Source organism: Achromobacter sp. KK8 (genome assembly GCF_054188005.1).
Genome location: NZ_CM135178.1, coordinates 3,159,793 through 3,185,917, shown reverse-complemented (window position 1 = coordinate 3,185,917; position 26,125 = coordinate 3,159,793). Strand labels below are relative to the sequence as shown.

General features: G+C 66.9%; 19 protein-coding genes and 1 other RNA gene. 16 read left to right on the top strand and 4 right to left on the bottom strand.

Features of this window, described 5'->3' with window-relative positions; translation table 11 throughout:
- The 3 genes from pheA to gyrA are packed head-to-tail and all read right to left on the bottom strand — an operon-like array spanning position 1 to position 4,878.
- Positions 1-1,086, bottom strand: coding sequence for a prephenate dehydratase (gene pheA / locus ACVN9Z_RS14630; RefSeq protein WP_020924595.1), 1,086 nt, complete (start codon positions 1,084-1,086; stop codon positions 1-3).
- Complete coding sequence (gene serC, locus ACVN9Z_RS14625; RefSeq protein ID WP_006388257.1) at positions 1,079-2,209, bottom strand: 3-phosphoserine/phosphohydroxythreonine transaminase; 1,131 nt, start codon at positions 2,207-2,209, stop codon at positions 1,079-1,081. Before serC ends, pheA begins: the two co-directional genes overlap by 8 nt.
- The gene (gyrA, locus tag ACVN9Z_RS14620) at positions 2,209-4,878 is read right to left on the bottom strand and encodes a DNA gyrase subunit A (protein ID WP_006388256.1); all 2,670 of its coding nucleotides are present in this window, start codon (positions 4,876-4,878) and stop codon (positions 2,209-2,211) included. The genes serC and gyrA overlap by 1 nt, the downstream gene beginning before the upstream one ends.
- Positions 4,879-5,291: 413 nt before the next feature.
- Between gyrA and ompA the strand changes: the two genes are divergently transcribed.
- The 5 genes from ompA to ssrA all read left to right on the top strand — a co-directional run bounded on the left by ompA (position 5,292) and on the right by ssrA (position 9,511).
- On the top strand, positions 5,292-5,885 hold the full coding sequence (ompA, locus tag ACVN9Z_RS14615; protein WP_006388255.1) for an outer membrane protein OmpA: 594 nt from the start codon (positions 5,292-5,294) through the stop codon (positions 5,883-5,885).
- 146 nt (positions 5,886-6,031) lie between these two features.
- Entirely contained in the window at positions 6,032-6,760 is a 729-nt protein-coding gene (gene ubiG, locus ACVN9Z_RS14610; RefSeq protein ID WP_006388254.1) for a bifunctional 2-polyprenyl-6-hydroxyphenol methylase/3-demethylubiquinol 3-O-methyltransferase UbiG, read from the top strand.
- Entirely contained in the window at positions 6,757-7,431 is a 675-nt protein-coding gene (locus ACVN9Z_RS14605) for an HAD-IA family hydrolase (protein ID WP_006388253.1), read from the top strand. Before ubiG ends, ACVN9Z_RS14605 begins: the two co-directional genes overlap by 4 nt.
- A 380-nt stretch (positions 7,432-7,811) precedes the next feature.
- Positions 7,812-8,987, top strand: a complete 1,176-nt coding sequence (locus ACVN9Z_RS14600; RefSeq protein ID WP_006388252.1) for an MFS transporter — start codon at positions 7,812-7,814, stop codon at positions 8,985-8,987.
- Between the two features lie 135 nt (positions 8,988-9,122).
- Positions 9,123-9,511, top strand: a transfer-messenger RNA (tmRNA) gene (ssrA, locus tag ACVN9Z_RS14595).
- A 61-nt stretch (positions 9,512-9,572) separates the two neighbouring features.
- Here ssrA and ACVN9Z_RS14590 read toward each other — a convergent pair.
- Positions 9,573-10,466: a cation diffusion facilitator family transporter gene (locus ACVN9Z_RS14590; RefSeq protein WP_058664001.1), complete on the bottom strand. Its 894-nt coding sequence runs from the start codon at positions 10,464-10,466 to the stop codon at positions 9,573-9,575.
- A gap of 488 nt (positions 10,467-10,954) precedes the next feature.
- Between ACVN9Z_RS14590 and wecB the strand changes: the two genes are divergently transcribed.
- The 11 genes from wecB to ACVN9Z_RS14535 are packed head-to-tail and all read left to right on the top strand — an operon-like array spanning position 10,955 to position 26,117.
- Entirely contained in the window at positions 10,955-12,115 is a 1,161-nt protein-coding gene (gene wecB / locus ACVN9Z_RS14585) for a non-hydrolyzing UDP-N-acetylglucosamine 2-epimerase (RefSeq protein WP_035183499.1), read from the top strand.
- Positions 12,116-12,147: 32 nt separating this feature from the next.
- A complete protein-coding gene (locus tag ACVN9Z_RS14580; RefSeq protein WP_053498467.1) occupies positions 12,148-14,358 on the top strand; it encodes a cellulose biosynthesis cyclic di-GMP-binding regulatory protein BcsB in 2,211 nt (736 codons plus the stop codon).
- Positions 14,359-14,376: 18 nt separating this feature from the next.
- The gene (locus ACVN9Z_RS14575; RefSeq protein WP_251200334.1) at positions 14,377-16,074 is read left to right on the top strand and encodes a glycosyl transferase family protein; all 1,698 of its coding nucleotides are present in this window, start codon (positions 14,377-14,379) and stop codon (positions 16,072-16,074) included.
- Positions 16,071-18,809: an NfrA family protein gene (locus ACVN9Z_RS14570; protein WP_458213494.1), complete on the top strand. Its 2,739-nt coding sequence runs from the start codon at positions 16,071-16,073 to the stop codon at positions 18,807-18,809. The genes ACVN9Z_RS14575 and ACVN9Z_RS14570 overlap by 4 nt, the downstream gene beginning before the upstream one ends.
- Positions 18,810-18,846: 37 nt before the next feature.
- Positions 18,847-19,845, top strand: coding sequence for an alginate O-acetyltransferase AlgX-related protein (locus ACVN9Z_RS14565; protein ID WP_049059062.1), 999 nt, complete (start codon positions 18,847-18,849; stop codon positions 19,843-19,845).
- A gap of 4 nt (positions 19,846-19,849) precedes the next feature.
- Positions 19,850-20,950, top strand: coding sequence for an alginate O-acetyltransferase AlgX-related protein (locus ACVN9Z_RS14560; RefSeq protein WP_054496659.1), 1,101 nt, complete (start codon positions 19,850-19,852; stop codon positions 20,948-20,950).
- A 6-nt stretch (positions 20,951-20,956) separates the two neighbouring features.
- Positions 20,957-22,537: an MBOAT family O-acyltransferase gene (locus ACVN9Z_RS14555; RefSeq protein WP_006384427.1), complete on the top strand. Its 1,581-nt coding sequence runs from the start codon at positions 20,957-20,959 to the stop codon at positions 22,535-22,537.
- A gap of 25 nt (positions 22,538-22,562) precedes the next feature.
- Positions 22,563-22,802 carry an acyl carrier protein gene (locus ACVN9Z_RS14550; RefSeq protein WP_006384428.1) on the top strand — a complete coding sequence of 80 codons (240 nt, stop codon included), beginning with the start codon at positions 22,563-22,565 and terminating at the stop codon, positions 22,800-22,802.
- 22 nt (positions 22,803-22,824) lie between these two features.
- Positions 22,825-24,300, top strand: a complete 1,476-nt coding sequence (locus tag ACVN9Z_RS14545) for an AMP-binding protein (protein WP_458213493.1) — start codon at positions 22,825-22,827, stop codon at positions 24,298-24,300.
- On the top strand, positions 24,297-24,977 hold the full coding sequence (locus tag ACVN9Z_RS14540; RefSeq protein WP_006384430.1) for an alginate O-acetyltransferase AlgF: 681 nt from the start codon (positions 24,297-24,299) through the stop codon (positions 24,975-24,977). The genes ACVN9Z_RS14545 and ACVN9Z_RS14540 overlap by 4 nt, the downstream gene beginning before the upstream one ends.
- A gap of 9 nt (positions 24,978-24,986) precedes the next feature.
- Complete coding sequence (locus tag ACVN9Z_RS14535) at positions 24,987-26,117, top strand: acyl-CoA dehydrogenase family protein (RefSeq protein ID WP_006384431.1); 1,131 nt, start codon at positions 24,987-24,989, stop codon at positions 26,115-26,117.
- Positions 26,118-26,125: the final 8 nt, after the last annotated feature.

The window sequence follows — 26,125 nt, the reverse complement described above, 5'->3', positions numbered from 1 at the left end:
TCACGGCGCCGGGTAGGAACCCAGCACTTTCAGGTAGGCGACCTGCGCCCGCAGGGTATCCAGGGCGAGCGCGACATTCGGATCGTTGCGATGTCCCAGGACATCGACGTAGAAATAGTATTCCCACTCGCCGGTGCGGGCGGGCCGGGACTCGAAGCGCGTCATCGACACGCCGTTGGCGGCCAGCGGCGCCAGCATTTCATAGACCGCGCCGGCGCGGTTTGGCACCGCCAGGATCAGGCTGGTCTTGTCCTTGCCGCTGACCAGCGGCTCGATGTTGCCGATGGCCAGGAAGCGCGTGCGGTTGTGCGGATCGTCCTGGATGCCGGCGCTGACGACCTGCAGGTTCCAGGCCGGCGCGGCCACTTCACCGGCGATGGCGGCGATGGTCGGATCCGACGCGGCCACGCGCGCGGCCTCGGAATTGCTGGCGGCGGCCACCCGTTCCAGGTCGGGATAGTTGCGCGTCAGCCAGCCCTGGCACTGGGCCAGCGCCTGCGGATGCGCGGAAATCGTCTTGATGCCGTCCATCTTGCCCGACTGCGACATCAGGCAATGGCGGATCACCAGGGAGCGCTCGCCCAGGATGCGCAGGGGCGTGTTCAGCAGCAGGTCCAGGCTGCGGTTGACCGCCCCTTCGGTGGAGTTCTCGACCGGCACCATGCCGACGTCGGCCTGCCCCGCCTCGACGGCGCGGAAGACCTCGTCGAACGACACACACGGCAGCTTCTGCACCGCATGGCCGAAATGCTCCAGCGCGGCCTGCTCGGAAAACGAGCCCTGCGGCCCCAGGTAGGCGACGGTCATGCCGCGCTCCAGGCCGCGGCAGGCCGAGATGATCTCGGTCCAGACCGAGGCCACGCCGGCCGCCGGAAACGGGCCGGGATTGAGTTGTTGCAGCCGGCGGATGACCTCGGCTTCGCGCTCGGGGCGCAACACCGGACCGTCGGCATGGGCGGCATGCTTGGCCTCGCCCACTTCCTGCGCGGCGCGGGCGCGCTGCGAAAGAAGATCCAGGATTTGCGCATCGATGGCGTCGATGCGGTCGCGCAGGGGGCGCAGCTTGCGCTGCAGGTCATCATCCATAGCGGCGCTCGAATTCCTTCAGGTACTCGACCAGCGCGGCCACGGCGGCCAGCGGCACCGCGTTGTAGATCGAGGCGCGCATGCCGCCCACGCTCTTGTGGCCCTTGAGCTGCGTCAGGCCGGCGGCGTCGGCGCCCTGCAGGAAGGCGTCGTTGAGCGATTCGTCGCGCAGCACGAACGGCACATTCATGCGCGAACGCACGGGGGCGTGGATCGGATTGCGGTAGAAACTGGTGCTATCGAGGTAGCCGTAGAGCAGTTCGGCCTTGGCCTTGTTGGCCGCTTCCATGCCGGCCACGCCGCCATTGGCCTTGACCCACTTGAACACCAGGCCGGCGATGTAGATCGCGAAGGTCGGCGGGGTGTTGTAGCGCGAATGCTCGGCGGCCACGTTGGCGTAGTCGAACGCCGACGGGCAGATCGGCAGCGCGTGGCCGATCAGGTCGCGGCGGCAGATGGCCATGGTGACGCCGGCCGGGCCGGCGTTCTTCTGGGCGCCCGCGTACATCATGCCGCAGCGGCTCACGTCCATCGGACGCGACAGGAAATGCGAGGAAGCGTCGACCACCAGCGGCACGTCGGGCGCACCGAGCGCGGCCGTGTCGGGCCAATCCAGGAATTCGACGCCGCCGATGGTTTCGTTGCTGCACAGGTGCAGGTACGCCGATTCCTTGCGCACCTTCCAGGTGTCGACCGGCGGCACCCAGGTGTACGGCGCCTGCTCACGGCCGTCCAGCTGCGTCGCCTGGCCGCTGGTGGCCGCGACCTGCGCGTCACCGTAGCGGCCGGCTTCCTTGTGGGAACGCGACGACCAGTGGCCGGTCACGACGAAGTCGGCCGCCGGCGTGCCGCGCCGTCCCATGAGATTCATGGGAACGATGGCGTTCTCCCCGGAACCTCCGCCCTGCATGAACATCACCGCGTAGTCCGAGGACAGGCCGAGCAGATCGCGCAGGTCGCTTTCCGCTTCGTCGCAGATCTGCACGAAGTGCTTGCCGCGATGACTCATTTCCATCACGGACATGCCACTGCCGTGCCAGTCCAGCATTTCCGCAGCGGCTTGCTGCAGTACCACCTCGGGCAAGGCCGAGGGGCCTGCCGAGAAGTTCCAGGGGCGGGCCATTATTGCTCCGTAGGTTCCGTCGAATCCGTTGCACCGGCGTCGCCGTTGCCCTCTTCCTGACCCTCTTCCTGGCCGTCGTCCAGGTCTTCGCTGTCATCGTCGGCATCGCTTTCGACGACCCGGCGCACGCCGGACAGCGAACTGCCGTCATCGACGTTGATGAGGGTGACGCCCTGCGTGGCGCGGCCCATTTCGCGGATTTCCGCGACGCGGGTACGCACCAGCACGCCGCCGGTGGTGATCAGCATGATTTCATCCGAAGGCATCACCAGCACGGCGCCAACCACCTTGCCGTTGCGCGAGCTGGTCTGGATGGCGATCATGCCCTTGGTGCCACGGCCGTGGCGCGTGTACTCGGTGATCGGGGTGCGCTTGCCGTAGCCATTTTCGGTGGCCGTCAGCACGCTCTGCGTTTCATCCCCGGCCACCAGCAGCGCGATCACGTTCTGCGTGTCCTCGAGCATCATGCCGCGCACGCCGCGGGCATTGCGGCCCATCGGGCGCACGTCGTTCTCGTCGAAGCGCACGGCCTTGCCGGCGTCCGAGAACAGCATGACGTCGTGCTTGCCGTCGGTGAGGTCGGCGCCGATCAGGTAGTCGCCGTCGTCCAGGTCGACCGCGATGATGCCGGCCTTGCGCGGGTTGGAGAAGTCGGACAGCGGGGTCTTCTTGACCGTGCCGCGCGAGGTCGCCATGAAGACATAGTGGTCTTCGCTGAATTCCTTGACCGGCAGCACCACCGTGATCTTCTCGCCTTCGGCCAGCGGGAACATGTTGACGATGGGCTTGCCGCGCGAGTTGCGCGTGCCTTGCGGCACTTCCCAGACCTTGAGCCAGTAGACCCGGCCGCGGTTCGAGAAGCACAGCAGGAAGTCATGGGTGTTGGCGATGAACAGCTGGTCGATCCAGTCGTTTTCCTTCATCGCCGTGGCCTGCTTGCCGCGGCCGCCGCGCTTCTGCGAACGGTACTCGGACAGCGGCTGGCTCTTGATGTAGCCGCCGTGCGACAGCGTCACGACCATGTCGGTGGGCGTGATCAGGTCTTCGGTGTCGAGTTCGGTGGCGTTGAGCTCGATTTCCGAGCGGCGCGTGTCCTTGGCGCCGGTCGAGAACTCGGCCTTGATCGCCTGCAGTTCCTCGCCAATGATGGTGGTGATGCGCTCGGGACGGGCCAGGATGTCCAGCAGGTCGGCGATGGTGGACATGATGTCCTTGTATTCGCCGACGATCTTGTCCTGCTCCAGGCCGGTCAGGCGCTGCAGGCGCATGTTCAGGATTTCCTGGGCCTGGGTATCGCTCAGGCGGTACAGCCCGTCGCCCTGCAGGCCGAACTCGGCGCCCAGGTCGTCCGGACGGAAGGCCGCGCGGCCTCCCGGCGTGTCGCCGTCGGCGCGCGACAGCATTTCGCGCACCAGCGAAGAATCCCACGACTTGGCCATCAGTTCCTGGCGCGCGACGGGAGGCGTCGGCGCGGCCTTGATGATGGCGATGAAGTCGTCGATGTTGGCCAGCGCCACGGCCAGGCCTTCCAGCACGTGGCCGCGTTCGCGGGCCTTGCGCAGCTGGAACACCGTGCGGCGCGTGACCACTTCGCGGCGATGCTGCAGGAAGTAGTCGATCATCTGCTTCAGGTTGAGCAGGCGGGGCTGGCCGTCGACCAGCGCCACCAGGTTCATCCCGAAGGTGTCCTGCAGTTGCGTGTTCTTGTAGAGGTTGTTCAGCACCACCTCGGGCACTTCGCCGCGCTTGAGCTCGATCACCAGGCGCATGCCGTCCTTGTCGGACTCGTCGCGGATGTCGGAGATGCCTTCGATCTTCTTGTCGTTGACCAGCTCGGCGATGCGTTCCTGCAGCGTCTTCTTGTTGACCTGGTAGGGAATCGCGTCGACCACGATGGCCTGGCGGTTGCCCTTTTCCATGTCTTCGAAGTGGGTCTTGGCGCGCATGATGACGCGGCCGCGACCGGTGCGATAGCCTTCACGCACGCCCGACATGCCGTAGATGACGCCGCCCGTGGGGAAATCCGGCGCCGGGATGATCTCCATGAGTTCATCGACCGAGCACGCCGGATTGCGCAGGCAGTACAGGCAACCGTCGACCACTTCCTGGAGGTTGTGGGGCGGGATGTTGGTGGCCATGCCGACGGCGATGCCCGAGCTGCCGTTGACCAGCAGGTTCGGCAGGCGCGAGGGCAGCAGCAGCGGTTCCTGCTCGCTGCCGTCGTAGTTGGGACCGAAGTCGACCGTTTCCTGGTCGATGTCCGCGAGCAGCTCGTGGGCGATCTTGGCCAGACGGATTTCGGTGTAGCGCATCGCCGCGGCGTTGTCGCCGTCGATGGAGCCGAAGTTGCCCTGGCCGTCGACCAGCATGTAGCGCATGGAGAAATCCTGCGCCATGCGGACGATGGTGTCGTAGACGGACTGGTCGCCGTGGGGGTGGTACTTACCGATGACGTCCCCGACGATACGCGCCGACTTCTTGTAGGCGCGGTTCCAGTCGTTGTTGAGCTCGTGCATCGCGTAGAGCACGCGCCGGTGGACGGGCTTGAGCCCGTCCCGCACATCCGGTAGCGCCCGCCCGACGATCACGCTCATCGCGTAATCGAGGTAACTGCGGCGCATCTCTTCTTCCAGCGATACCGGAAGCGTCTCCTTGGCAAAGGAATCCATATATATAACGACAGAATCGTGTAAGGAGGAACCCGGGCCGGGTAAACAGGAAATTCTATCATTCGATTGGGATCGCGGCCCCAAGGGCCCCGAGCGGCCATCGGCGCGGCCCCGCAACCGGATGTCGGCGGCAAGCGGCACCGACGCGTTCGCCAAGGTCCCGCGAGCCTGTTGTCAAAAACCAACATGGCAAACGGATGGAGCGCGGAAAACGTCATATCCAGCACCAATGCGGCTGTCCAGGGAAGCCAAAGCCCCCCAAATGCCTTAAGATTGTTTCCAGCACGCAGGAAACCCAGTAGCTATTCCTTTGAACCAGCTCTTGGCGTTGCTATACTGGCCCCGTTTTCCTGATATGCGGCGGGGGTTCGCTGCGAGTCACTTATCCAGCTTCAAGCTCAACGAGGAGAAACATGAACAAACCCTCCAAATTCGCTCTGGCGCTCGCCTTCGCCGCCGTCACGGCCTCGGGTGTAGCCTCGGCCCAGACCTATCCCCAGACGGTGGACAACTGGCGCAATCCGTTCGGTAACGTTTGGAAGAACGGTACGAACGAACTGTGCTGGCGCGATGCGTTCTGGACCCCGGCCACCGGCATCCCCGGCTGCGACGGCGTTCCGGTTGCCCAACAAAAGGCGAAGCCGGCCCCGATGGCGGCCAAGGTCGTGTTCAACGCTGACACGTTCTTCGACTTCGACAAGTCGACGCTGAAGCCCGAAGGCCGTCAGCTGCTGGACCAAGTCGCCCAGCAAGCTCGCGGTATCGAGCTGGAAACGATCATCGCCGTTGGCCACACCGACTCGATCGGTACGGACGCCTACAACCAGAAGCTGTCCGAGCGTCGTGCCGCTTCGGTCAAGGCCTACCTGGTCAGCAAGGGCATCGATCCGAACCGTATCTACACGGAAGGCAAGGGTGAAAAGAACCCGATCGCTTCCAACAAGACGAAGGAAGGCCGCGCCCAGAACCGTCGCGTTGAAATCGAAATCGTGGGTAGCCGCAAGTAATTGCCGGACTAGCTACAATAAAGGGCCTCGCATAGCGAGGCCCTTTTTTTCGCCTGGCTTGCACCAATGCGGTGCAATCACCCCGGCGCCCACCGGCGCCGCCGTCCCGCTCTATATATAGAGTGCCGCCTTACGCTGGACCGCCCATGAGCACCCACACCTCTGATACCGCCCAAGCCACCGTCAACGCCGACCAGGCCGAACTGGACAAGTTCGGCGCGCTGGCCAGCCGCTGGTGGGACCCTGAAAGCGAGTTCAAGCCCCTGCATGCCATCAATCCGCTGCGCCTGGAATGGATCCAGGAAAGCGTGGGCAGCCTGGCCGGCAAGAAGGTGCTGGACGTCGGCTGCGGCGGCGGCATCCTGTCGGAGGCCATGGCGCGCAGCGGCGCGCAGGTCACCGGCATCGACCTGGCCGACAAGTCGCTCAAGATCGCCAAGTTGCACGGGCTGGAATCGGGCGTGAAAGTCGAGTACCGCAAGGTGCCGGTGGAACAGCTGGCGGCCGAGCAGCCCGGCCAGTACGACGTGGTCACCTGCATGGAAATGCTGGAACACGTGCCGGATCCCGCCTCCATCGTGCGCGCCTGCGCGGCGCTGACCAAGCCGGGCGGCTGGGTGTTCTTCTCGACCCTGAACCGCAACCCCAAGTCGTTCCTGTTCGCCATCATCGGCGCCGAATACGTGCTGCGCCTGCTGCCGCGCGGCACCCACACCTACGACATGTTCATCAAGCCGAGCGAACTGGCCGCCGCCGCCCGCGGCGCCGGCCTGGAACCGGTGGGCATGCGCGGCATGGAATACAACCCGATCACGCAAATCTATTCGCTGACGTCCGACACCTCGGTCAACTACCTGATGGCTACCCGCAAATGAGCGCCCTGATCCTGTTTGACTTCGACGGCACGCTGGCCGACACCGCCCCTGACCTGGCCGCCGCCGCCAACCAGCAGCGTACCCGCCGCGGCCTGGAGCCGCTGCCCTACGAAACGCTGCGTCCGGTCGCCTCGCAGGGCGCGCGCGGCCTGCTGCGCGTGGCGCTCGGCCTGAAGCCGGGCGACGACGAGTACGAACCGACCCGCCTGCAGTTCCTGGAAGACTACGCCGCCAGTTCCACCGTCCACAGCAAGCTGTTCCCCGGCATCGAGGCGCTGCTGGCCGACATCCGCCAGCGCGGCCTGTCGTGGGGCATCGTGACCAACAAGGTCACCTACCTGACGCTGCCGATCGTCGAGCACCTAAACCTGACCCGCGACAGCGCCGTGCTCGTCTGCGGCGACACCACCGCCCACGCCAAGCCGCACCCGCTGCCCCTGCAGCACGCCGCGCGCGAGGCCGGCTTCGCCACCGACCGCTGCGTCTACGTCGGCGACGACCTGCGCGACATCCAGGCCGCGCACGCGGCCGGCATGCCGGCGGTGGCGGCAGCTTACGGCTACGTCGGCGAAGACGACGACATCATCAGCTGGGAAGCGGAAACCTGCGCCAACACGCCGGCCGAGCTGTGGTCCGCGATCGAGCCGCTGCTGCCGCGCGATCTGCGTTGATGCACCGGCATCCGCGCCGATCCCCCGCGACCCGCATCGCCGCCCGTCACGGCGACGCGCGGTCCGGATGACAAGGGTTCGGTCGGATTAGTTGACCTGACCGAACAATTTATCCGGTGCAAAAGGGTTTATCCCTACCCGCCGGTGAATTAAAGTACGTTTCATGCAAGGCAATCCGGGTGCCTCCCGATTGCCTTTCCCGGCCAATGCCGGATGCCGCGTGGCAACGCCCGCACGGCATTTCTCGTTACGCATCGACGGTTTGCCGCCCTCATGCGCCCGCGCGCCGACGTCTCCCCGGCGCGCAACCTAGACCTGTTAGACCATTCATCCGCCCACTGCGCGTTGCCTCACGGCGTCGCGCGCACCTGGAATTGCCTATGCTTTTGCCCATCCTGCTACTTTCTGCCGCCGGTTTCACCATTCTGACCACCGAATTCCTGATTGTCGGCCTGCTGCCCAGCCTGGCCCGCGACCTCGACGTGACGGTATCCCAGGCGGGGCTGCTGGTGTCGCTGTTCGCCTTCACGGTGGCCGCCACCGGTCCGCTGCTGACCGCGCTGATGGCCAACATCGAACGCAAGCGCCTGTTCATCAGCGTGCTGGTGTTGTTCGGCCTGTCCAACGCCCTGGCGGCGGCGGCGCCGAACATCTGGGTCATGGCGGTGGCCCGCTTCGTGCCCGCCCTGGCGTTGCCGGTGTTCTGGTCGCTGGCCAGCGCCACGGCGGTGGAACTTGTCGGGCCGGCCCGCGCCGGACGCGCCATCTCGATGGTGGCGTTCGGCATCGTCGCCGCGACCGTGTTCGGCATTCCCATCGGCGTGCTGATTTCCGATGCGTTTGGTTGGCGCGCGGCCTTCGGCGTGCTCTCGGCGGTGGCATTCGCCAAGGCGCTGTTGCTGCTGCTGGCCTTTCCCAGCACCCGCATCCGCGCCGAGAGCGTCAAGCTGGTGACGCAGCTGCGCATCCTGCGCAACCCGATCGTGGTCGGCCACGTGCTGCTGTCGCTGCTGGTGTTCACCGGCATGTTCACCGCCTACACCTATCTGGCGGACATGCTGGAGCGGTTGGCCGGTTTCAACGGCCAGATCGTCGGCTGGACCATGATGGCATTCGGCGCCGTTGGCCTGGTCGGCAACACGCTGGGCGGCCGCATGGTCGACCGCAGCCCGCTGGGCGCCACCGCGCTGTTTTCGTCGCTGATGGCGGCGGGCCTGGCATTCGTGGGCCCGGTGATGCAGTCGCATGGCCTGCTGGCCGTGGCCTTGACGGTCTGGGGCATCGCCCAGGCGGCGCTTTTCATCGTCTGCCACGTGCGGCTGATGAAGTCGGCCCCCGAGGCGCCCGCCTTTGCCGCCTCGCTCAACATCTCCGGCGCCAACATCGGCATCGGCCTGGGCGCGGTGGTGGGCGGCCACGTGATCGACCAGTACGGCCTGGCATCGCTGGGCTGGGCGGCGGCGGTCATCGTGGCCCTGTCGGTGGCCCTGGCTTTCGCGCTGATGGCGGCCTCGCGCGCGCGGCCTGCCTCCAAGGCGGCCTGCGCCAACGCCTGAAGCGTGCCGCCGGCCACCTGCTCCACCCATGCGCCCTCCCGGGCGGGACGGCGTTGAGGCATCCGCGCCACGCTCGGGCGGGCGGGCGCGGAAAGGCAGCGGACTATCGCGTTTACCAGTACAATAGAAGTTCTTGGGGCCGATCCGGATTCGACGTGGGTCGCGAAACAACTCAGGGCATGCCGAGCACCAGTACGCTCGTTAAACCACTGGAACACTACAAACGCCAACGACGAGCGTTTCGCTCTCGCCGCTTAAGCGGTGAGCCGCTGCACTGATCTGTCCTTGGGTCAGGCGGAGGAAGGCAACTTCCCAGGGGGGCAACCCTCGAACCGCAGCAGCGACATTCACAAGGAATCGGTTTGAACTGGGGTCACACGGTTCAAATTTAAATTACGTGAATCGCTCTGGTCCGGCCTGTCGGTTGGCTAAGTCCAGGGTTAAAACCAAATAGATCGACTACGCATGTAGAACTGGTTGCGGAGGGCTTGCGGACGGGGGTTCAATTCCCCCCGGCTCCACCAAATTTCCGCCATAGCGCCAAATGGCCGACCTTCACGGGTCGGCCATTTTTTTTCGCGTCGCTCAGTGGATGTGTTCCTGCTCGGAACGATCCGAACGTTCGACCTGCAGCGTCGTATGGTGCAGGTCGAAGTCTTCCTGCAAGCGTCGCTCGATCTCCAGGCGGACGGTTTCGCCGTCGGCGCCCGCCGCCAACACCACGTGGCCGGTCAGGAGCGGCTGCTTCTGCGTGATCGCCCACAGGTGAATGTCATGCACGCTGGCGACGCCGTCGGTGCCGGCGATGGCGTCGCGCACCGCGCTCAGGCTCATGCCGGGCGGCACGCCTTCGAGCAGCAGGTTGATGCATTCGCGCAGCAGCACCCAGGTACGGGGAAAGACCATGAAGCCGATGGCCACGGCCAGCGCCGAATCCACCCAGCGCCAGCCCGTCAACCAGATGATCGCGGCCCCGGCGATGACGGCGACCGAGCCCAGCATGTCGGCCCAGACTTCGAGGTAGGCGCCCTTCACGTTCAGACTGTCGTCCTTGGAACCGGCCAGCAGCCGCATCGACACCAGGTTGATCGCCAACCCCGCGATGGCCACGGCCAGCATGCCGGCGGACTGGATATCCGGCGGCGCCTCCAGACGGCGCCAGGCTTCGTACAGGATGTAGAAGGCCACGCCCAGCAGCACCAATGCATTGATCGCGGCAGCCAGGATCTCGAAGCGGGCATAGCCGTAGGTGCGCATCAGATCGGCGGCCTTGCGGCCAGCGCGGATCGCGATCAGCGCCAGCAGCAGCGCGATGGCGTCCGTCATCATGTGCATGGCATCGGAGATGAGCGCCAGGCTGCCGGTCCAGAGACCTCCGACGATCTCGATCACCATGAACGTGCCGGTCAGCGCGAAGGCGATCCAGAGACGCGATTCGGGCAACGCGCGCACGTCACCGTGTTCGTGATTGCCGCTCATGCGCGGCCTCGGCGCCGCGCTGCCGGCGTGGCCGGCATGGCGCGGACATGCGCGCCGCGAGTGCGGCGCTGACCGCCGGCGGATCGTGGTTTCGATGGCTTCATATGACAGGCGCTCCGGGTTGCTGCCGCGCCGGCCAGGAGATGAGGGCGCGCCGGATGTATGTAAAAGCGTGAAGCCGCTACGGGGTCAAGGCATTTTCGGCTTCGCCTTCAAGGAATCACGTAGATGCACACGACCTGTCGTGTTCGTAACCAAAGGAAACTCGCAGGGACATGGGGCGATATGTCATAGACAGCATATTGAAAGATGATGTGACCCCATTTTACGGGTCGAGAGAGTGGGCCGCTTTCATCTTCCCCCGGGGCGCTTCGATAAATCACTGTCAGCTGAACGGAAGTCCGGGAAATACTCCGACACATATTACGAATACTTTCAAGACATAATAAACGCAAGAAAATGCCACCGGCTCCGGCCGCTTGATTGCGATGAAGATACTTTCCATATTCGGAACGCGTCCTGAAGCCATCAAGATGGCCCCGCTGGTCGCCGCGTTGCAGGAAGAATCCCGGATCGACAGCGTGGTCTGCGTGACCGGACAGCATCGCCAGATGCTGGACCAGGTGCTCGCACTGTTCGATCTGCGCGCCCGGCATGACCTGGACATCATGGTGCCCAACCAGACCTTGAACGGTCTGTATGCGCGGTTGATCAGCCAAGTGGACGGGGTATTGGAAAAAGAACAACCGGACTACGTGCTGGTGCATGGAGACACCAGCACCGCGTCGGCCTGCGCGCTGGCCGCATTCCATCGCCGGATACGCATCGGCCATGTCGAAGCGGGCTTGCGCACCGGCAACCTGGCCATGCCCTTCCCCGAGGAAATGAACCGCCGCGTGGTCGATGCGATCGGCGACGCGCTGTTCGCCCCGACCGCCGAGTCGCGCGCCAATCTGTTGCGCGAAAACCTTGCCGGGCGCATCACGGTGACCGGCAATACCGTGATCGACGCGCTGGCGCTGACCTGCGCCAAGCTGGCGCCGGACGGGCCGCTGGCGCGCGGACTCGAGGCCCGCTACCACTGGCTCGATGCGCGGCGCCGCCTGATGCTGGTCACCGGCCACCGGCGCGAGAGTTTCGGCGGCGGCTTCAAGAACATCTGCGCCGCGCTGGCGGAACTGGCCAGGCGCGAGGATCTGCAGATCGTCTATCCCGTGCATTTGAATCCGCAAGTGCGCAACGTCGTGATGAAGGACCTGGCGGGGTTGGAACGCGTACACCTGATCGACCCATTGGATTACCTGGACTTCGTCTGGTTCATGCAACGCGCCTATTTGATCCTGACCGACTCGGGGGGCGTGCAGGAAGAAGCCCCCTACCTGGGCAAACCCGTGCTGGTGATGCGCGATGTGACCGAACGCCCCGAGGCCGTGCAGGCGGGCACGGTGGCGCTGGTAGGCACCGACACGCAGCGCATCCTGACCGAGGTCAACCGGCTGCTGGACGACCCCGCCCTGCATGCCTCGTTTTCGCGCCGCATCAATCCCTACGGAGACGGCAAGGCCAGCGGGCGCATCGTCGACGCGCTATGCGGCCGGCCGGTTTCGGAATTCGATCCTCATGGACCGGCCGCCGGCACCGCGGCCTGACGCCCTGCCCTGCATATCCGCCCGGAGTTCCCATGCCAAAACCCTCCTCCTTTTCCGCCCTGACGCTTCGACGCGCGCTGATGGCCGCCGGCCTGTTGCTGCCACTGGGGACGCTGGCCAGCCCGGCCGGCGACGCACTGCGCCAGTTGCAGGGCGACGATTGGGTGACGCGCAACACCACGCTGGCCGATCTGGGCATCAGCGAGCCGGTGGTCCTGAGCAACAGCGACGCGCGCCATGAGTTCTACGTGCCGGTGCCGCGCGGCGTGCCGATCGCCGACGCCACGCTGAACTTCGATGCCAAATACACCAAGGGCGAGCCGGGCCGTACCAGCCTGGTGCTGTGGGCCGACGGCGTGCCGCTCAATGCGCAACGCATCGCCGACGGCGACGGCAGCATCGCGCACGGCTACACGGTGGACCCGCGACGCCGCGAGACCGGCTTCCTGCGGGTGGGCGTGGACTGGCAATCCGAAATCGCGCTGCGCCACTGCGAAAGCAACCGCGCCACCGCCAACGCGCTGACCATCTCGCCGCAGACGCGCCTGACCTACCGCTACGATGCCTCGGCCATCGGCAACCTGGATGATGCCTGGGGCACGCTGCCCGGCAAGCCGACCCTGATCGTGGCCGGCGCCAAGCTGGACCAGCAGGCCTTCGACAGCGCCTGGCGTGTCGGCGTGGCGCTGGAACGCGCCGGCAAGCGCGTCGCGGTGCGCGCCTTCCCCTCGGTGGGCGACGAGATCGACACACGCGGCCTGCAGGCGCCGGCCGGGCTGGCGCAGGTGCCGGCCTTCGCCGCGCTGGCGGACAACGGCAAGCACAAGATCGCCAATGCCGCCGAGATCGGCGCTTTGCTGGTGATGGGCGCGCCCGCCGTCGCCGGTGACGTGGTGATCGCCGATGCCACGCTGCGCGGCAAGTTGAACGAAGCGCTGGACGCGTTGCAATCGCAGCTGGCCAACGATGCCGACGCCGCGGCGGCCTTCAAGTCCTGGCGCGAGCGGCGCGTGCCGCTGGCCAACGCCGACATGCAGTCCAAGGAAATCCGCCTGGCCGCGATGGGCCGCCAAGCCGTGATCGCATTGGCCGCCGATGCCGGCGCGCAGGGCGCGGGCGCGTTCGACACGGCCTGGCGACGCATCCTGGTGACGCGCCAGGTGCGGGTCAAGGCCGCGATGCCGCCGGAAACCTTCAAGGACGGCGGCCTGCGCCTGACGGCGCTGGGCGGATCGCCCAACAGCTTCAACGTGGTCGCCAGCGGCGACTGGACCACGACGTTCCCGTTGGCCGCTGTGTCGGCGGACGGCCGCATGCCCGGCGAATTGGTCATGGACGTCTCGGCCGCGCCCGGCGCCTCGTCGACGCGCCCGGTGGCCTCCGTCTTCTGGAACGGCATCCTGCTGGCCGCCAAACAGCTGGATGCCGACGGTCGCCCCGAGCGTCTGACCGCCCGGGTGCCCGGCTACGTGCTGGGGGTCACCAACGCCGTGCGCGTCACGTTCCAGCGCCAGCCGGTGTCGGTGGACTGCAACGAGATCCCGCAAGGGTATCCGGTGAACGTGCTGCCGACCAGCTACGTCAAGCCGGAAAAGGCCGAACCGGACGGCACCTTCGTCGGCCTGCTGCCGCTGCTTGCCGGCACGCCACAGGTCGTCGTGCCCGACAGCTATCTGGCAAGCGCGCCCGACAACCTCAAGCGCCTGATCGGCATCGCTTCGGCCAGCGGCATTTCGACGACCCGCGCCGAACTGTCCGTGGCCGCCGGCGGCCAGGCCTTCAAGCCGACGCGCCCCTTCCTGGCGATGGAAGTGCCGGTGGAAGGCGCCAAGCCGATGGTGACGGTCACCGATCGCAAGCAACTGCGCGTGGACGGCAAGGACACGACCTGGCTGGATATATCGGGCCTGGAACAGCTGAGCTCGGCCGAGGTGGTCAGCGCCGCGGGCCAGGACGGCGTGTTGTGGCACACCCTGGGGCAGCGGGCCGGCATGCTGGACGCGCCGTTCGTGCTGAACCGCGGCAACGTCGCGCTGATTGGCGCCGCCGGCCCGGTGGCCTGGATCGACAGCGCCAACCCCGACGCCAGCCATCCGCCGGGCGCCGGGGAAAGCGCTTTCTTCGAATGGCGCCGCTACATCTCGTGGAGCGTGCCCGCCATCAGCGTCGGCCTGCTGGTGTTGCTGCTTATCCTGATTGTCGCGATGCGCGTCAGCCGCAGGAAGAACAAGGAAACCCGATAAACCCGGATCGGCCCGCCCATGTCTTCGCTCTACTGGCCCTATCTCATCGCCGACTACTACCGCGGCCTTGAGATCGTGACCGCCGTCGTTGGCGTGATCATCCTGCTTTCGAGCCTGGATGACCTGTTCATCGACGGCTGGTACTGGGTGCGCGAGCTGCGGCGCGCCTTGACGGTCAAGCGCCGCTACACGCCGTTGACGGCAGCGCAATTGCGCGCCAAGGAAGAACAGCCGCTGGCGATCATGGTGCCCGCCTGGCTCGAGTACGACGTCATCGCCTCGATGCTCGAGACGATGGTGTCGACGCTCGAATACAAGAACTACATGATCTTCGCCGGCACCTACCAGAACGACGAACGCACCATCAAGGAAGTCGAGCGCATGCGGCGGCGATATCGCCAGCTGATAAGGGTGGAGGTGCCGCACGATGGCCCGACCTGCAAGGCCGACTGCCTGAACTGGATCGTGCAGGCCATCTTCGCGCAGGACGCACGCCAGCCCGTGCCGTTCGCCGGCGTCATCCTGCACGACAGCGAGGACGTGCTGCACCCGCTGGAACTGAAGTACTACAACTACCTGCTGCCGCGCATCGACTTCATCCAGCTGCCGGTGACGTCGCTGGAACGCCACTGGTACGAGCTGGTGGCCGGCACCTACATGGACGAGTTCGCGGAATGGCACACCAAGGACCTGGTGGTGCGCGAGAGCCTGTCGAAGATGGTGCCTTCGGCTGGCGTGGGCACCTGCTTCTCGCGTCGCGCACTGGTCGAACTGGCCGCCGAGACCGACAACCAGCCCTTCAACACCGACACGCTGACCGAGGACTACGACATCGGCGCGCGGCTGGCGCAGCGCGGCATGCGGCAGATCTTCGGCAAGTTCGGCGTCGAGTACGTGACGCGGCGCCGCGCCTGGTTCGGACTGGGCAAGGAGAAGGTGTCGAGCATCCACATGCCGCTTGGGGTGCGGGAGTATTTTCCCAACACCTTCCGCACCGCCTACCGGCAGAAGGCGCGCTGGACGCTGGGCATCGGGCTGCAGGGCTGGCAGCAGGTCGGCTGGACCGGTTCGCTGGCGACCAAATACCTGCTGTTCCGCGACCGCAAGGGCCTGGTGACCTCGTTCATCGCGATCCTGGCATACCTGCTGCTGGCCAACTTCTTCCTGTTCTACCTGGCCGACCTGTTCGGCTGGTGGACCGTGTATTACCCGTCCTACTTCCGCCCGGGCGGCTGGCTGGTGACGCTGATGTGGATCAACGCGGTGGCCTTGCTGCTGCGGGTGGTGCAGCGCGCCTATTTCGTCGGTCGCATGTATGGCTGGGAACACGCGATCCTGTCGATCCCGCGCATGATCGTCGGCAACTTCATCAATGCCATGGCCGCGGCGCGCGCCTGGAAACTGTTCATCGGCCACTTGATCACGGGCAAGCGGCTTGCCTGGGACAAGACCATGCACGATTTCCCGTCCACCGACCAGCTGGCGCAACAGCGCCAGCGCCTGGGCGAGCTGCTGCTGTCCTGGCAGGCGATCGACGAGGACAAGCTGGCGCGGGCGCTGGAGATCCAGTCGCGCGACAAGCGGCCGCTGGGCGAAATCCTGATGGAACAAGGCTGGCTGGACGAAGGCACGCTCAGAGAGGCGATCCACTTCCAGCAAGGCGGCCAGGCCGATATCGCGCCGACGCACGGCGAAAACAAACCCGCGACTCCATGAAGCCATTGACCCGTTCCTTCCTGCTGTCCGCCGCGCTGGCCTGCGCCGGCCACGCCGGGCCCGCCGCCGCGCAGTCGGCGCCACGCGCCGCCGAGGCGCCGCTGGAAGGCGCCGCCTATCAGTTCGCCGACGAGGGCTACAAGAGCTACGACGCGGGCAACTACGCGCAGGCCCAGCAGCAGGCCGAATCGGCCATCGCACTGCGCCCGGACGTGGAGCGGCTGCGCCTGCTCCTGATCTACGCGCTGCAGAAGCAGGGCAAGCTGCGGGAGGCGGACAAGGCCGCCGCCGACGCCATCAAGAGCGGCCTCGATACCCCCGCCTTGCGCCAGGCGCGCGCCAATCTGCGACCGCGCACCGCGCCGGCCGCCGCCGCGGGCGGCGGCGCGCCCGGCGCCACCGCCGCCTATCGTCGCGGCTTCCCGATAGCCACGCGCGCCTACGCCGACTACAACCGCGGCGACTACGTTGCCGCGCAGCGCGGCGCCGAGCAGGCCTTCAGCATCGACCCCAAACAGGGGCCGTGGGCCATGTTGTGGCTGGATGCGCTGGAAGCCCAGGGCAAGTACGCCGAGGCGCAGGCCGCCGCGGACAAGGCCATCGCGCTCGGCGCCCCCAACAAGAACGACCTGACCGCGCGCCGCGCCACGATGCAACGCCGCCTGGCCATCAAGCCCGCCGAACAGGGCTACCAGGCGCTGATCGCAAACCGACCCGGCGACGCGGTGCCGCTGGCGCGCGAGGCCGTGGCGCTGGCCCCGGATACCGCCAGCCACCGCCTGCTGTTGATGACCGCGCTGATGCTGGACAACCAGCTGGGCGCGGCCGAGGACGCCGCCACCGACGCGCTCGGGCAGGATGACGAGAACACGGTGGCGCTGGTGATGCGCGCCTACCTGCGCCAGCGCCAGGGCAAGACCGACGAGGCCAATGCCGATTTCGATGCCGCGCTCAAGCAGGACTGGCTGGACGACGACCAGCGCCGCAATGTGCGCCTGATCGCGGCCGACGCCGCGCTCGCCGGCGGCGAGACCAAGCGCGCGCTGGCGCTGCTGGAGCCGCTCGGGGCCAAGGACGAAGCCGCCGCAGCCCGTATCAAGCGGGCGCGCTCGGCGCCCACCGTGCCGGCTACGCTGACGCTGGCCAACTACCCGGCGCCGCTGCAGGATTGCCGCGATACGCCTTACGGCACGTCCTGCGAACTGCTGCCGTCGGACGCCGCCGGCAGCGGCGGCCCCGCGGCGCTGGCCTACGCCGCCTATGCGCGCGAGGACTACCAGGAAGCCATTGCGCAGGCGCGCAAGGCCGCCGAGCAGGATCCCGCCAACAAGGAATTGCAGCGCCTGCTGACCACCACGCTGGCCGCGGGCAACGCGGCGCAATTGGCCGAGGCCGAGAAACGCATGGGCGAAGCGCTGGCCGCGCAGCCCGACGACCCCGCCCTGCTGATGCAGCGCGGCTACCTGCACCAGCGCATGGGCAAACCCCGCCTGGCGCTGGAGGACTTCCAGGCGGCCCGCGCCACCGGCAAGGCGCCGCCGACCGTGATCCTGGACGAAGGCTATGCGTTGTCGGGCGTCGGCGACAAACGCGGCGCCGTGGAGAAACTGAAACAGGCCATCGACGAGGCCGATGCCGGCAAACTGGAATTGACACCGCAACAGCGCTACGACACGCGCAGCGGCATCGCCGGCCTGTCGCGCGAATGGGGCGGCTACGTTTCCGCCGGTTATCGCGGCGCGCGGCCGGCGTCTTCCGGGCTCGGGGGCGCGGCGATCACGGTGCCGGGCGATGCGGTGTTCAGCACCGCCGAGATTTTCTGGCGGCCGTCCGACTTCCTCAACTCATCGACGCGCACGTTCGAACTGTATGGACGGCTGTCCAATACGCTGTACGACAACGGCAGCCGCACCAAGAGCCAGACCGTCAGGAACCGTTGCGGCGAAGGGGTGATCGATGTCGCGGGCCAGAACAACGACGGCATCGCCGGCATCCCCACCACCGTCGGCTCGCTCGGTATGCGCTTCACGCCATCCACCGAGGTGGGGCTGACCTTCGGCCTGGAGCGCCAGTTCAACCTCGGAACGGCGACGCGCACCGGCATCCTCACTCCGCGCTCGACCGATACGTTCTGCGGCCTGAACAGCGCCAACCAGACCGCCCACTACAAGGCGGACGCCGGCAGCGGAGGCTGGCTCGCCTACGTCACCTACGGCCTGTACGAAGGCACGACGTTGCGCATCGACCGGCCCGACTGGTTCACGATGGAAGGCTATGTGCAGGCCGGGTATTCCTGGCAGGACATGCCGGCCCGATTCTGGCTGCGCGACAACGCCACCGGCAAGGACACGGACAGCGTCCGCGGCAAGCTCAAGCGCGACCAGGCGTTCGGCGCGGGGGAATTGCGGATCGGGCGCAGTTATCGCCTGGACGCCATCAGCGAAAAGCTGGTGTTCTTTCCCTATGGGGTGATCGGCGCCGACTGGCTGTGGACCAACAACAAGGTGACCGGTGTCCAGCTGGGCGACAGCAGCACCCATCCGCTGCAAGGCAACGGATCGAGCTGGTCGCTGGGCGCGGGCCCCGGCTTCAACCTGCGCTACTGGTTCCGCGAGGATCACTACAACGCGCCACGGTCCTACCTGGACCTGACCACCCAATACCGTTTCAACATCGGCGGCGGCCAGGCCGACCGGGCCAAAGGCCTGTTCATCAACCTGACCCTATCCTACTGAGCCCCGCCGATCCGTATCCATGAAGGAATCCGCAAACATGACTACCGCTATCCGCCCCCTGCCCCGCCGCCCGCGCCTGGCGTCGGCCCTGTGCGGCTTGCTGCTGGCGCTGGCCGCCGCGGGCGCACAGGCGCAGCGAGCCTCATCCATCGTCATCCAGGGCAAGGACAACTGGCTGTTCCCGGGCTGGGGCAGCCTGACCCAGGTGGATACGCGTGGCATCGACGCCGCCACCCAGCTGGTGCGCGAAACCCGCGACGCGCTCGCCGCCAGGGGCGTCCAGCTGGAAGTGCTGGTACTGCCAGACAAAACGCTGTTCTACCAGGACAAGCTGCCGGACGGCACGACGCTGAGCGCCGATGTCAGGAAGCGCTACCAGACCATACAGGACAAGCTCAAGGCCGCCGGCATCTCCACCATCGACGACGAGGCCGTGCTGCGCCGCCTGAAGGATGGCGGCCAGGATGTGTTTTATCGCACGGACCAGCACTGGACCCAGGCCGCCGCCGACGCCACCGCCGAGGCCCTGGCCCAGCGCATCAGGCAGGACGTGAAGACGCTGGCCGGCAAGCCGGGCACCGGCATGGCGCTGGGCAGCGTGGTCAACGAACGCCGCTATGGCGATCTGGCCGAACTGTTCCTGACGCCCGAACAGCGCAAGCAGGCGGGGCGCGAGACCTTCACCGTGCGCCGCCAGGCCGACAACCAGAGCCTGATCGATGACGCGCCCGCCCCGGTGCACGTCACCGGCCACAGCATGGTGCAACCCTACTTCGGCTTTCCGCAGAAGCTGTCCAATCTGCTGGATCGCCCCGTTTCCGTGAATTGGAAGCCCGGCAACGTCGGCCACTGGATCATGCTGCTGGAATACCTGGAGTCGCCCGCCTTCAAGCAGAACAGGCCGCAGGTGCTGGTGTGGCAGATGTTCGAGCCCACCTATGCGCAAGGTCCCGATGCCAAGGGGCTGTGGGACAACGCGTCCATCATGACCGCCGACGCCTGGCGCGGCCGCATGAAGGCGGCGGTGGAGCAATAGCGCCGTGGCGCAACCCGACAAGGCGGCGCCGCCCGAGACGGGCCATCGGCGCAACGCGATCGTGATCGGCGTGCTGCTGGCGCTCGGCCTGGGCTGGGGCGCCTGGTGCCTGGCGCAAGCCAGGCTGGGGGCCGCCGACGTCGCGCCCACGGCCTGGATGAACGGCACCGCGGGGACCGTGCTGAACCAGTCGCTGCGGCTGCCGGCGCAGGGCGCGGTCAACACCTGGAATGCCGCGATCCGCTACCGCCTGCTCGGCGACCTGGGTGAGCAGGTGGCCATGGGCTGCCCGCAATGGCTGTTCTACCGTGACGGCCTGCGGCCGCAACCCGGGGTGCATGTCTTCGATGAGCGCCTGCGCCTGATGCGCCACTGGGTCGAACAACTGCGCCAGCGGCAGGTGCAACTGCTGGTGGTGGCGGTGCCCGACAAGTCGCGCATCGAGGCCGATCACCTGTGCGGCCAGACCGTCTCGCTGCCGATGCGGCGCACGCTGGACGACTGGAATGCCGCCCTGCGTGCGCAGGGCGTGCCGTTCGTCGATCTGCGCGACGCCCTGGCACAGGCCGAAGCGCCGCGCTACTTCCGCACCGACGTGCACATGAACGCCACCGGCGCGCAGGCCGCGGCCGCGCGCGTGGCGCAGGCCGCCCTGCCGCTGCTGGGCGGCTCCGGCACCCAGGCCTTCAAGGAAGATCCCGCGGGTGCGCCGCAGCCGCGCATGGGCGACCTGATCGTGCTGGCAGGGCTGGAGCAGGCACGACCTGGCTGGCGCCCCGATCTGGACCTGGCCGCGCCGCGGAAGATCGAACCGGTGCGCGGCGGCGGGCTGCTCGATGACACGCCACCGGTGGAGGTGTTGCTGGCCGGCAGCTCCAACGGCCGCCGCAGCAATTTCGCCGAGCGGCTGGGCATGGGACTGGGGCGCGAGGTCTGGAACCTGAGCCTGGATGGCGGGCAGTTTTCCGGGGCCTTGCTGGTGGCCCTCAAGCAGCGCGAGCAATGGCCCAAGAGCCTGAAGCTGGTGATCTGGGAGTTTTCGGAAATGGCGCTGTCGCTGCCGCTGACCGACGACGAGAAATCCGTGCTGGCCCGACTGCCCTGACCGAAGATGCTATTCAACTCCTACCTGTTCCTGCTGATCTTCCTGCCCATCACGCTGGCCGTGTACTACGGCGCGGGCCGCTTCAATCTGCGGTTGGCGGCATTGTGGCTGTGCCTGACCTCGTTCGTCTTCTACGGTTGGTGGAACCCGCAGTTCGTGGTGCTGCTGGCGGGTTCGATCGCCTTCAACTTCCTGGTCAGCCTGCTGATCCTGCACACCGCGGCACGGCCCCGGTTGCAGGGGCTGATCGTGGGACTGGGCGTGGGCGCCGACCTGGCGCTGCTGTTCCACTACAAATACTTCGCGACGCTGCTCAATTTCCTGACCGACCTGGGCATGACCAGTTCGACCATGGACGCGATCATCCTGCCGCTGGGCATTTCGTTCTTCACCTTCACCCAGATCGGCTACCTGCTGGATTGCCGCGCGGGCGTGGTCAAGGAACGCAGCCTGCTCAGCTACGTGCTGTTCGTGACCTTCTTCCCGCATCTGATCGCCGGCCCGATCCTGCATCACAAGGAGATGATGCCGCAGTTCGCGCAGCCCGAGAATTACCGCTTCAAGGCCGAGAACCTGTCGGTGGGCGGCATGCTGTTCGTGATCGGCCTGGCCAAGAAAGTGCTGCTGGCCGATGGCATCGCGCCTTACGCCGATGCCGGTTTCGCCGCGCCTGGCGAACTGCAGTTCTGGGGCTCGTGGGGCGCCAGCCTGTGCTATGCCTTGCAGCTGTATTTCGACTTCTCCGGCTATTCGGACATGGCGCTAGGCCTGGCCAAGATGTTCGGCATCCGCTTCCCGCTGAACTTCAACTCGCCCTACAAGGCGGGCAGCATCATCGAATTCTGGGCGCGTTGGCACATGACACTCACACGCTACCTGACCGCCTATCTCTACTACCCGGTGGCCATGGCCATTTCGAAATGGCGCACCGATCGCAATCTGCCGGTCGGGGCGCAGGGCGTGGCCACGGCGGGCGGTTTCCTGGCCAGCATCGTCACGCCGACGCTGTTCACGATGGCGCTGGCCGGCGTCTGGCACGGCGCCGGCTTCCAGTTCCTGGTGTTCGGCCTGCTGCACGCCATGTACCTGTCGGTGAACCACGCCTGGCGCATCTTCGTGGTGGGCCGCAAGCCCGCCGCCGCGCGCAACCTGAACGTGGTCAAGCGAGCCGCCTGCGTGCTGCTGACCTTTGTCGCGGTGCTGGTGGCGCAAGCGTTCTTCCGCGCCCACGGGGTCGGCGACGCCATGCTGCTGATGCAGGGCATGATCGGCCTGCGCGGCATGGAAACGCTGGACCTCGCCACCCACGTCAGCGGCCTGGCCTGGGGCGATGCCTGGCGCGTGCTGGTCGGCCACCACCTGCAGTTGATCTATGCTGTGGTGCTGCTGGGCATCGCCTGGTTCGCGCCCAATGCGCACCAGATCCTGGGCCGCTACTCGCCGGCGCTGTTCAAGCCGCAGGAAGCGCCTTCGCCCTGGATGCGCTGGCGTCCCAACCTGCCCTGGCTGGCCGCGATGCTGGCCCTGCTGTTCTTCTGCCTGGTCAACCTGCACAAGGAAACCCGGTTCCTCTATTTCCAATTCTGACCGCGGCGCGGTCGCGGAGTACGCTATGGACATCAACGATATCGAAGCCAAGGTGGCCGACCTGATCGAAGGCATCATCCTCACCAAGGTCGATCCCGATACCCTGCTGATCGAATCCGGGCTGGTGGATTCGCTGGCCGCCGTGGACGTGGCGTTGGCGGTGGAACGCCAGTTCGGCTGCAAGATCCCGCCGACCGAGATCGACGTGCACCTGGAGTCGGTGCACACGCTGGCGGCCTTCATCGCGGAGCACGCGCGCGCCTGACGTCTTCCTGGGGGGCAGCATCATGCGTTTCGACTTCAACGCCTACGATTTCGCCGATACGGCCGTCGCTGCCGACGCCATCGCGGTGGTCGACGCGCAGGGCGCGTTGACCTGGGCAGCGCTGCGCGCCGCCACGCAGGCCTGGGAACAGGACGCGCTGCGCGCCGGGGTCACCGCCGGCGTGCCGCTGGTGATCTCCGGCCACAAGGAAGCCGCCTTCCTGGTGGCGATCCTGGGGTGCCTGCGGCTGCGGGTGCCATTCGTGCCGGTCGACGTCATCAACCCGCCCGAACGCATCGCCCGCATCGGCGAACTGGTGCGCGCCGGCCTGCGCTACGACGCCCAGGCCAACACCTTCGCCGCCGGTTGCGCCAGCCCCGCGCCGCTGGCCGAGGCCGGACTGGCCTACATCATGTTCACCTCGGGCAGCACCGGCGACCCCAAGGGTGTGCAGATCGGCCGCGAAAGCGTCACCCTCTTCGCAGGCTGGATCCGCGACTGCCTGAACCTCGGCCCGGCGCCCGCGTTCATGGACCAGATGCTGTTCAGCTTCGACTTCTCGCTGTTCAACTGGGTCGGCGCGCTGGAACTGGGCGGCGCCTGCGTGCTGTGCCCGCGCGAGACGATCGCGCAGCGCGACCGCTTCGTGCAATACCTGGCCGACACCGGCATCAACGTCTGGGCCTCGACGCCGTCGTTCGTGCGCCAGCAGCTGTTCAACCCGGATTTCGACCACGCCCACCTGCCGCGGCTGCGCGCCTTCGTATTCGGCGCCGAGTCGCTCACGCCGACGCTGGCCGAGGAGCTGTGGCAGCGTTTTCCGGACGTTCGCATCATCAACTCGTACGGCCCCACCGAGGCGACCTGCTCCACTACCTGGGTCGAGATCGACCCCGCCCTGCGCGCCCAGGCGCCCAACCCCTTCCCCATCGGCCGCGCCAAGCCGTATGCCGAGGTCTTCATCGAGAACGGCGAAATCAGCATTGCCGGCGACCACGTCATGCGCGGTTACCTCAATCGCCCGGACCTGAACGCCTCGCGCATGTTCACGCGCAATGGCAAGCGCGGCTATCGCAGCGGCGACCTGGGCGAGATCGATGCGCGCGGCCTGGTGACGTTCCGCGGCCGCATCGACGACCAGATCAAGTTGCACGGCTACCGCATCGAACTGGCCGAGATCGATGCCGCCATCGCCGCCCTGCCCGGCGCGCGCGCGGGCGCCACCGTCGCGCTGCGGCGGCCCGATGGCGCTATCATCCGTCTCATAGGATTCGTCGAACCGGCCGAGCCCGGCGCCGCGGGCCTGCAGCCGCTGCCCGCCGCGCTGGCGGACTGGAAAGCCCGGTTGGGCCGCAAGCTGCCTCCCTACATGATCCCGTCCGAACTGGTGGCCTGCCACCGCTTCCCGACGACCAGCACCGACAAGGCCGACCGCAAGCAGCTCGAGCGCATGTATCTCGACGCCCGCCTCAGCAAGAAACCGGAGCCGCAAGCATGATCCGTCGCACCCATTTCCCCATCCTGGCATTGACGCTGGCGCTGGCCAGCGCCAGCGCCGCCACGCAGGCCGAAGGCGTGCTCGCCCAGCTGTATGCCGCCCGTCCGCCGGCCGGCTCATCGTTCGTGCGGGTCGTCAATCCCGAAACGGGCCCCGTGCGCGTGCAGATCGCCAACGGTCCATCGCAGGAAATCAGCCCGACCCAGCCCGCCAGCACCTACGCCATCGTCAAGGGCAACCAGCCGTTCAACCTGCTGATCGACGGCAAGCCGGCGGCCAGCCTGCAGGTCAAGCCCGACACCTTCACCACGCTGGTGGTGCGGCGCGACGGCGTCAATGTCAGCTACACGGCCATCGACGACAGCAATGGCGCCCAGGACGCGCTCAAGGCCGAGCTGCGCTTCTACAACCTGGCGGCCGATTGTCCCGGCGCCAAGCTCGAGGTGAGCCCGACCGGCCCCACGCTGTTCCAGGACGTCCAGCCGGGCGCATCGATGGCGCGCGCCATCAACCCCGTCAGCGCCACGCTGGCGGCGGGCTGCGGCACCGTGCTCTCGCCCTCGCTGGCCCTGCCGGCCCTGCAACCCGGCGATCACTACAGCCTGTTCCTGACCGGCAGCGCCACCGCGCCCACCCTGCACGGCCAGGCCAGCGCCACGGACCCCTACGGCAAGTAAGGAGGCCGCATGCGCCGCGTATTCCGGGACGACCACGAACTCTTTCGCGACCAGGTCCGGCGCTTCGTCGCCCAGGAGATCGCGCCGCACTACGCCGAATGGGAAAAGGCCGGCATCGTGCCGCGCTCGCTGTGGCGCCGCGCCGGCGCGGAAGGCCTGCTCAACTGCGCCCTGCCCGAACCCTACGGTGCCGGCGGCGATTTCGGCCATGCCGCCGTCGTGATCGAGGAACTGGCGCGCGCGAATTTCCTCGGCATCGGATTCTCGATCCATTCCGACATGGTGGCGCCGTATCTGGACGCCTTCGGCACCACCGCGCAGAAGGAACGCTGGCTGCCCGCCATGGCGCGCGGCGACATCATAGGCGCGATCGCCCTGACCGAACCGGGCGCGGGCAGCGACCTGAAGGCGGTGCGCACGCGCGCGCGCCGCGACGGCGACCACTACGTCCTGGACGGCCAGAAGACCTTCATCACCAACGGCGTCAATGCCGGCCTGGCGATCGTGCTGGCCAGCACCGATCCCGACCTGGGCGCGCGCGGCCTGTCGCTGTTCTGCGTCGAGGAAGGCCAGCCCGGCTTCACCAAAGGCACGCCGCTGAGCAAGATCGGCCAGCATTGCCAGGACACCTGCGAGCTCTATTTCGACGGGCTGCGCCTGCCCGTCGATTGCCTGCTGGGGCGCGAGAACAACGCCTTCGAATACCTGACCCAGGAACTCGCGCGCGAACGCCTGGCGATCGCGCTGCGCGCCGGCGCCTCGCTCGAAGGCATGATCGACGAAGCCGCCGAGTACACCCGCAACCGCAAAGTCTTCGGCCGCCGCGTCATCGACTATCAGAACTCGCGCTTCAAGCTGGCCAGCGCCCGCGCGCAGGCCACCATGCTGCGGGTGTTCCTGGACGACTGCCTGGAAAAGCACATGGCCGGCGAACTCGACGCCACGCGGGCGGCGATCGCCAAGCTCAATGCCACCGAAATGCAGGGCGCCATCCTGGATGACCTGCTGCAGCTCTATGGCGGCTATGGCTACATGGCCGAATACGGCATCGGCCGCGCCTGGGCCGACGCGCGCGCCCTGCGCCTGTTCGGCGGCACCAGTGAAATCATGCGGGAAATCATCGGCCGCGGCTTCGCCTGAAGCCGCGT

Coding starts and splice junctions, on each gene's coding strand:
- wecB (WP_035183499.1), top strand. CDS start 10,955: ATGAAGATACTTTCCATATTCGGAACGCGTCCTGAAGCCATCAAGATG.
- ACVN9Z_RS14565 (WP_049059062.1), top strand. CDS start 18,847: ATGACTACCGCTATCCGCCCCCTGCCCCGCCGCCCGCGCCTGGCGTCG.
- ACVN9Z_RS14600 (WP_006388252.1), top strand. CDS start 7,812: ATGCTTTTGCCCATCCTGCTACTTTCTGCCGCCGGTTTCACCATTCTG.
- serC (WP_006388257.1), bottom strand. CDS start 2,209: ATGGCCCGCCCCTGGAACTTCTCGGCAGGCCCCTCGGCCTTGCCCGAG.
- ACVN9Z_RS14550 (WP_006384428.1), top strand. CDS start 22,563: ATGGACATCAACGATATCGAAGCCAAGGTGGCCGACCTGATCGAAGGC.
- pheA (WP_020924595.1), bottom strand. CDS start 1,086: ATGGATGATGACCTGCAGCGCAAGCTGCGCCCCCTGCGCGACCGCATC.
- gyrA (WP_006388256.1), bottom strand. CDS start 4,878: ATGGATTCCTTTGCCAAGGAGACGCTTCCGGTATCGCTGGAAGAAGAG.
- ompA (WP_006388255.1), top strand. CDS start 5,292: ATGAACAAACCCTCCAAATTCGCTCTGGCGCTCGCCTTCGCCGCCGTC.
- ACVN9Z_RS14575 (WP_251200334.1), top strand. CDS start 14,377: ATGTCTTCGCTCTACTGGCCCTATCTCATCGCCGACTACTACCGCGGC.
- ACVN9Z_RS14540 (WP_006384430.1), top strand. CDS start 24,297: ATGATCCGTCGCACCCATTTCCCCATCCTGGCATTGACGCTGGCGCTG.
- ACVN9Z_RS14570 (WP_458213494.1), top strand. CDS start 16,071: ATGAAGCCATTGACCCGTTCCTTCCTGCTGTCCGCCGCGCTGGCCTGC.
- ACVN9Z_RS14580 (WP_053498467.1), top strand. CDS start 12,148: ATGCCAAAACCCTCCTCCTTTTCCGCCCTGACGCTTCGACGCGCGCTG.
- ACVN9Z_RS14545 (WP_458213493.1), top strand. CDS start 22,825: ATGCGTTTCGACTTCAACGCCTACGATTTCGCCGATACGGCCGTCGCT.
- ACVN9Z_RS14590 (WP_058664001.1), bottom strand. CDS start 10,466: ATGAGCGGCAATCACGAACACGGTGACGTGCGCGCGTTGCCCGAATCG.
- ACVN9Z_RS14535 (WP_006384431.1), top strand. CDS start 24,987: ATGCGCCGCGTATTCCGGGACGACCACGAACTCTTTCGCGACCAGGTC.
- ACVN9Z_RS14605 (WP_006388253.1), top strand. CDS start 6,757: ATGAGCGCCCTGATCCTGTTTGACTTCGACGGCACGCTGGCCGACACC.
- ACVN9Z_RS14555 (WP_006384427.1), top strand. CDS start 20,957: ATGCTATTCAACTCCTACCTGTTCCTGCTGATCTTCCTGCCCATCACG.
- ubiG (WP_006388254.1), top strand. CDS start 6,032: ATGAGCACCCACACCTCTGATACCGCCCAAGCCACCGTCAACGCCGAC.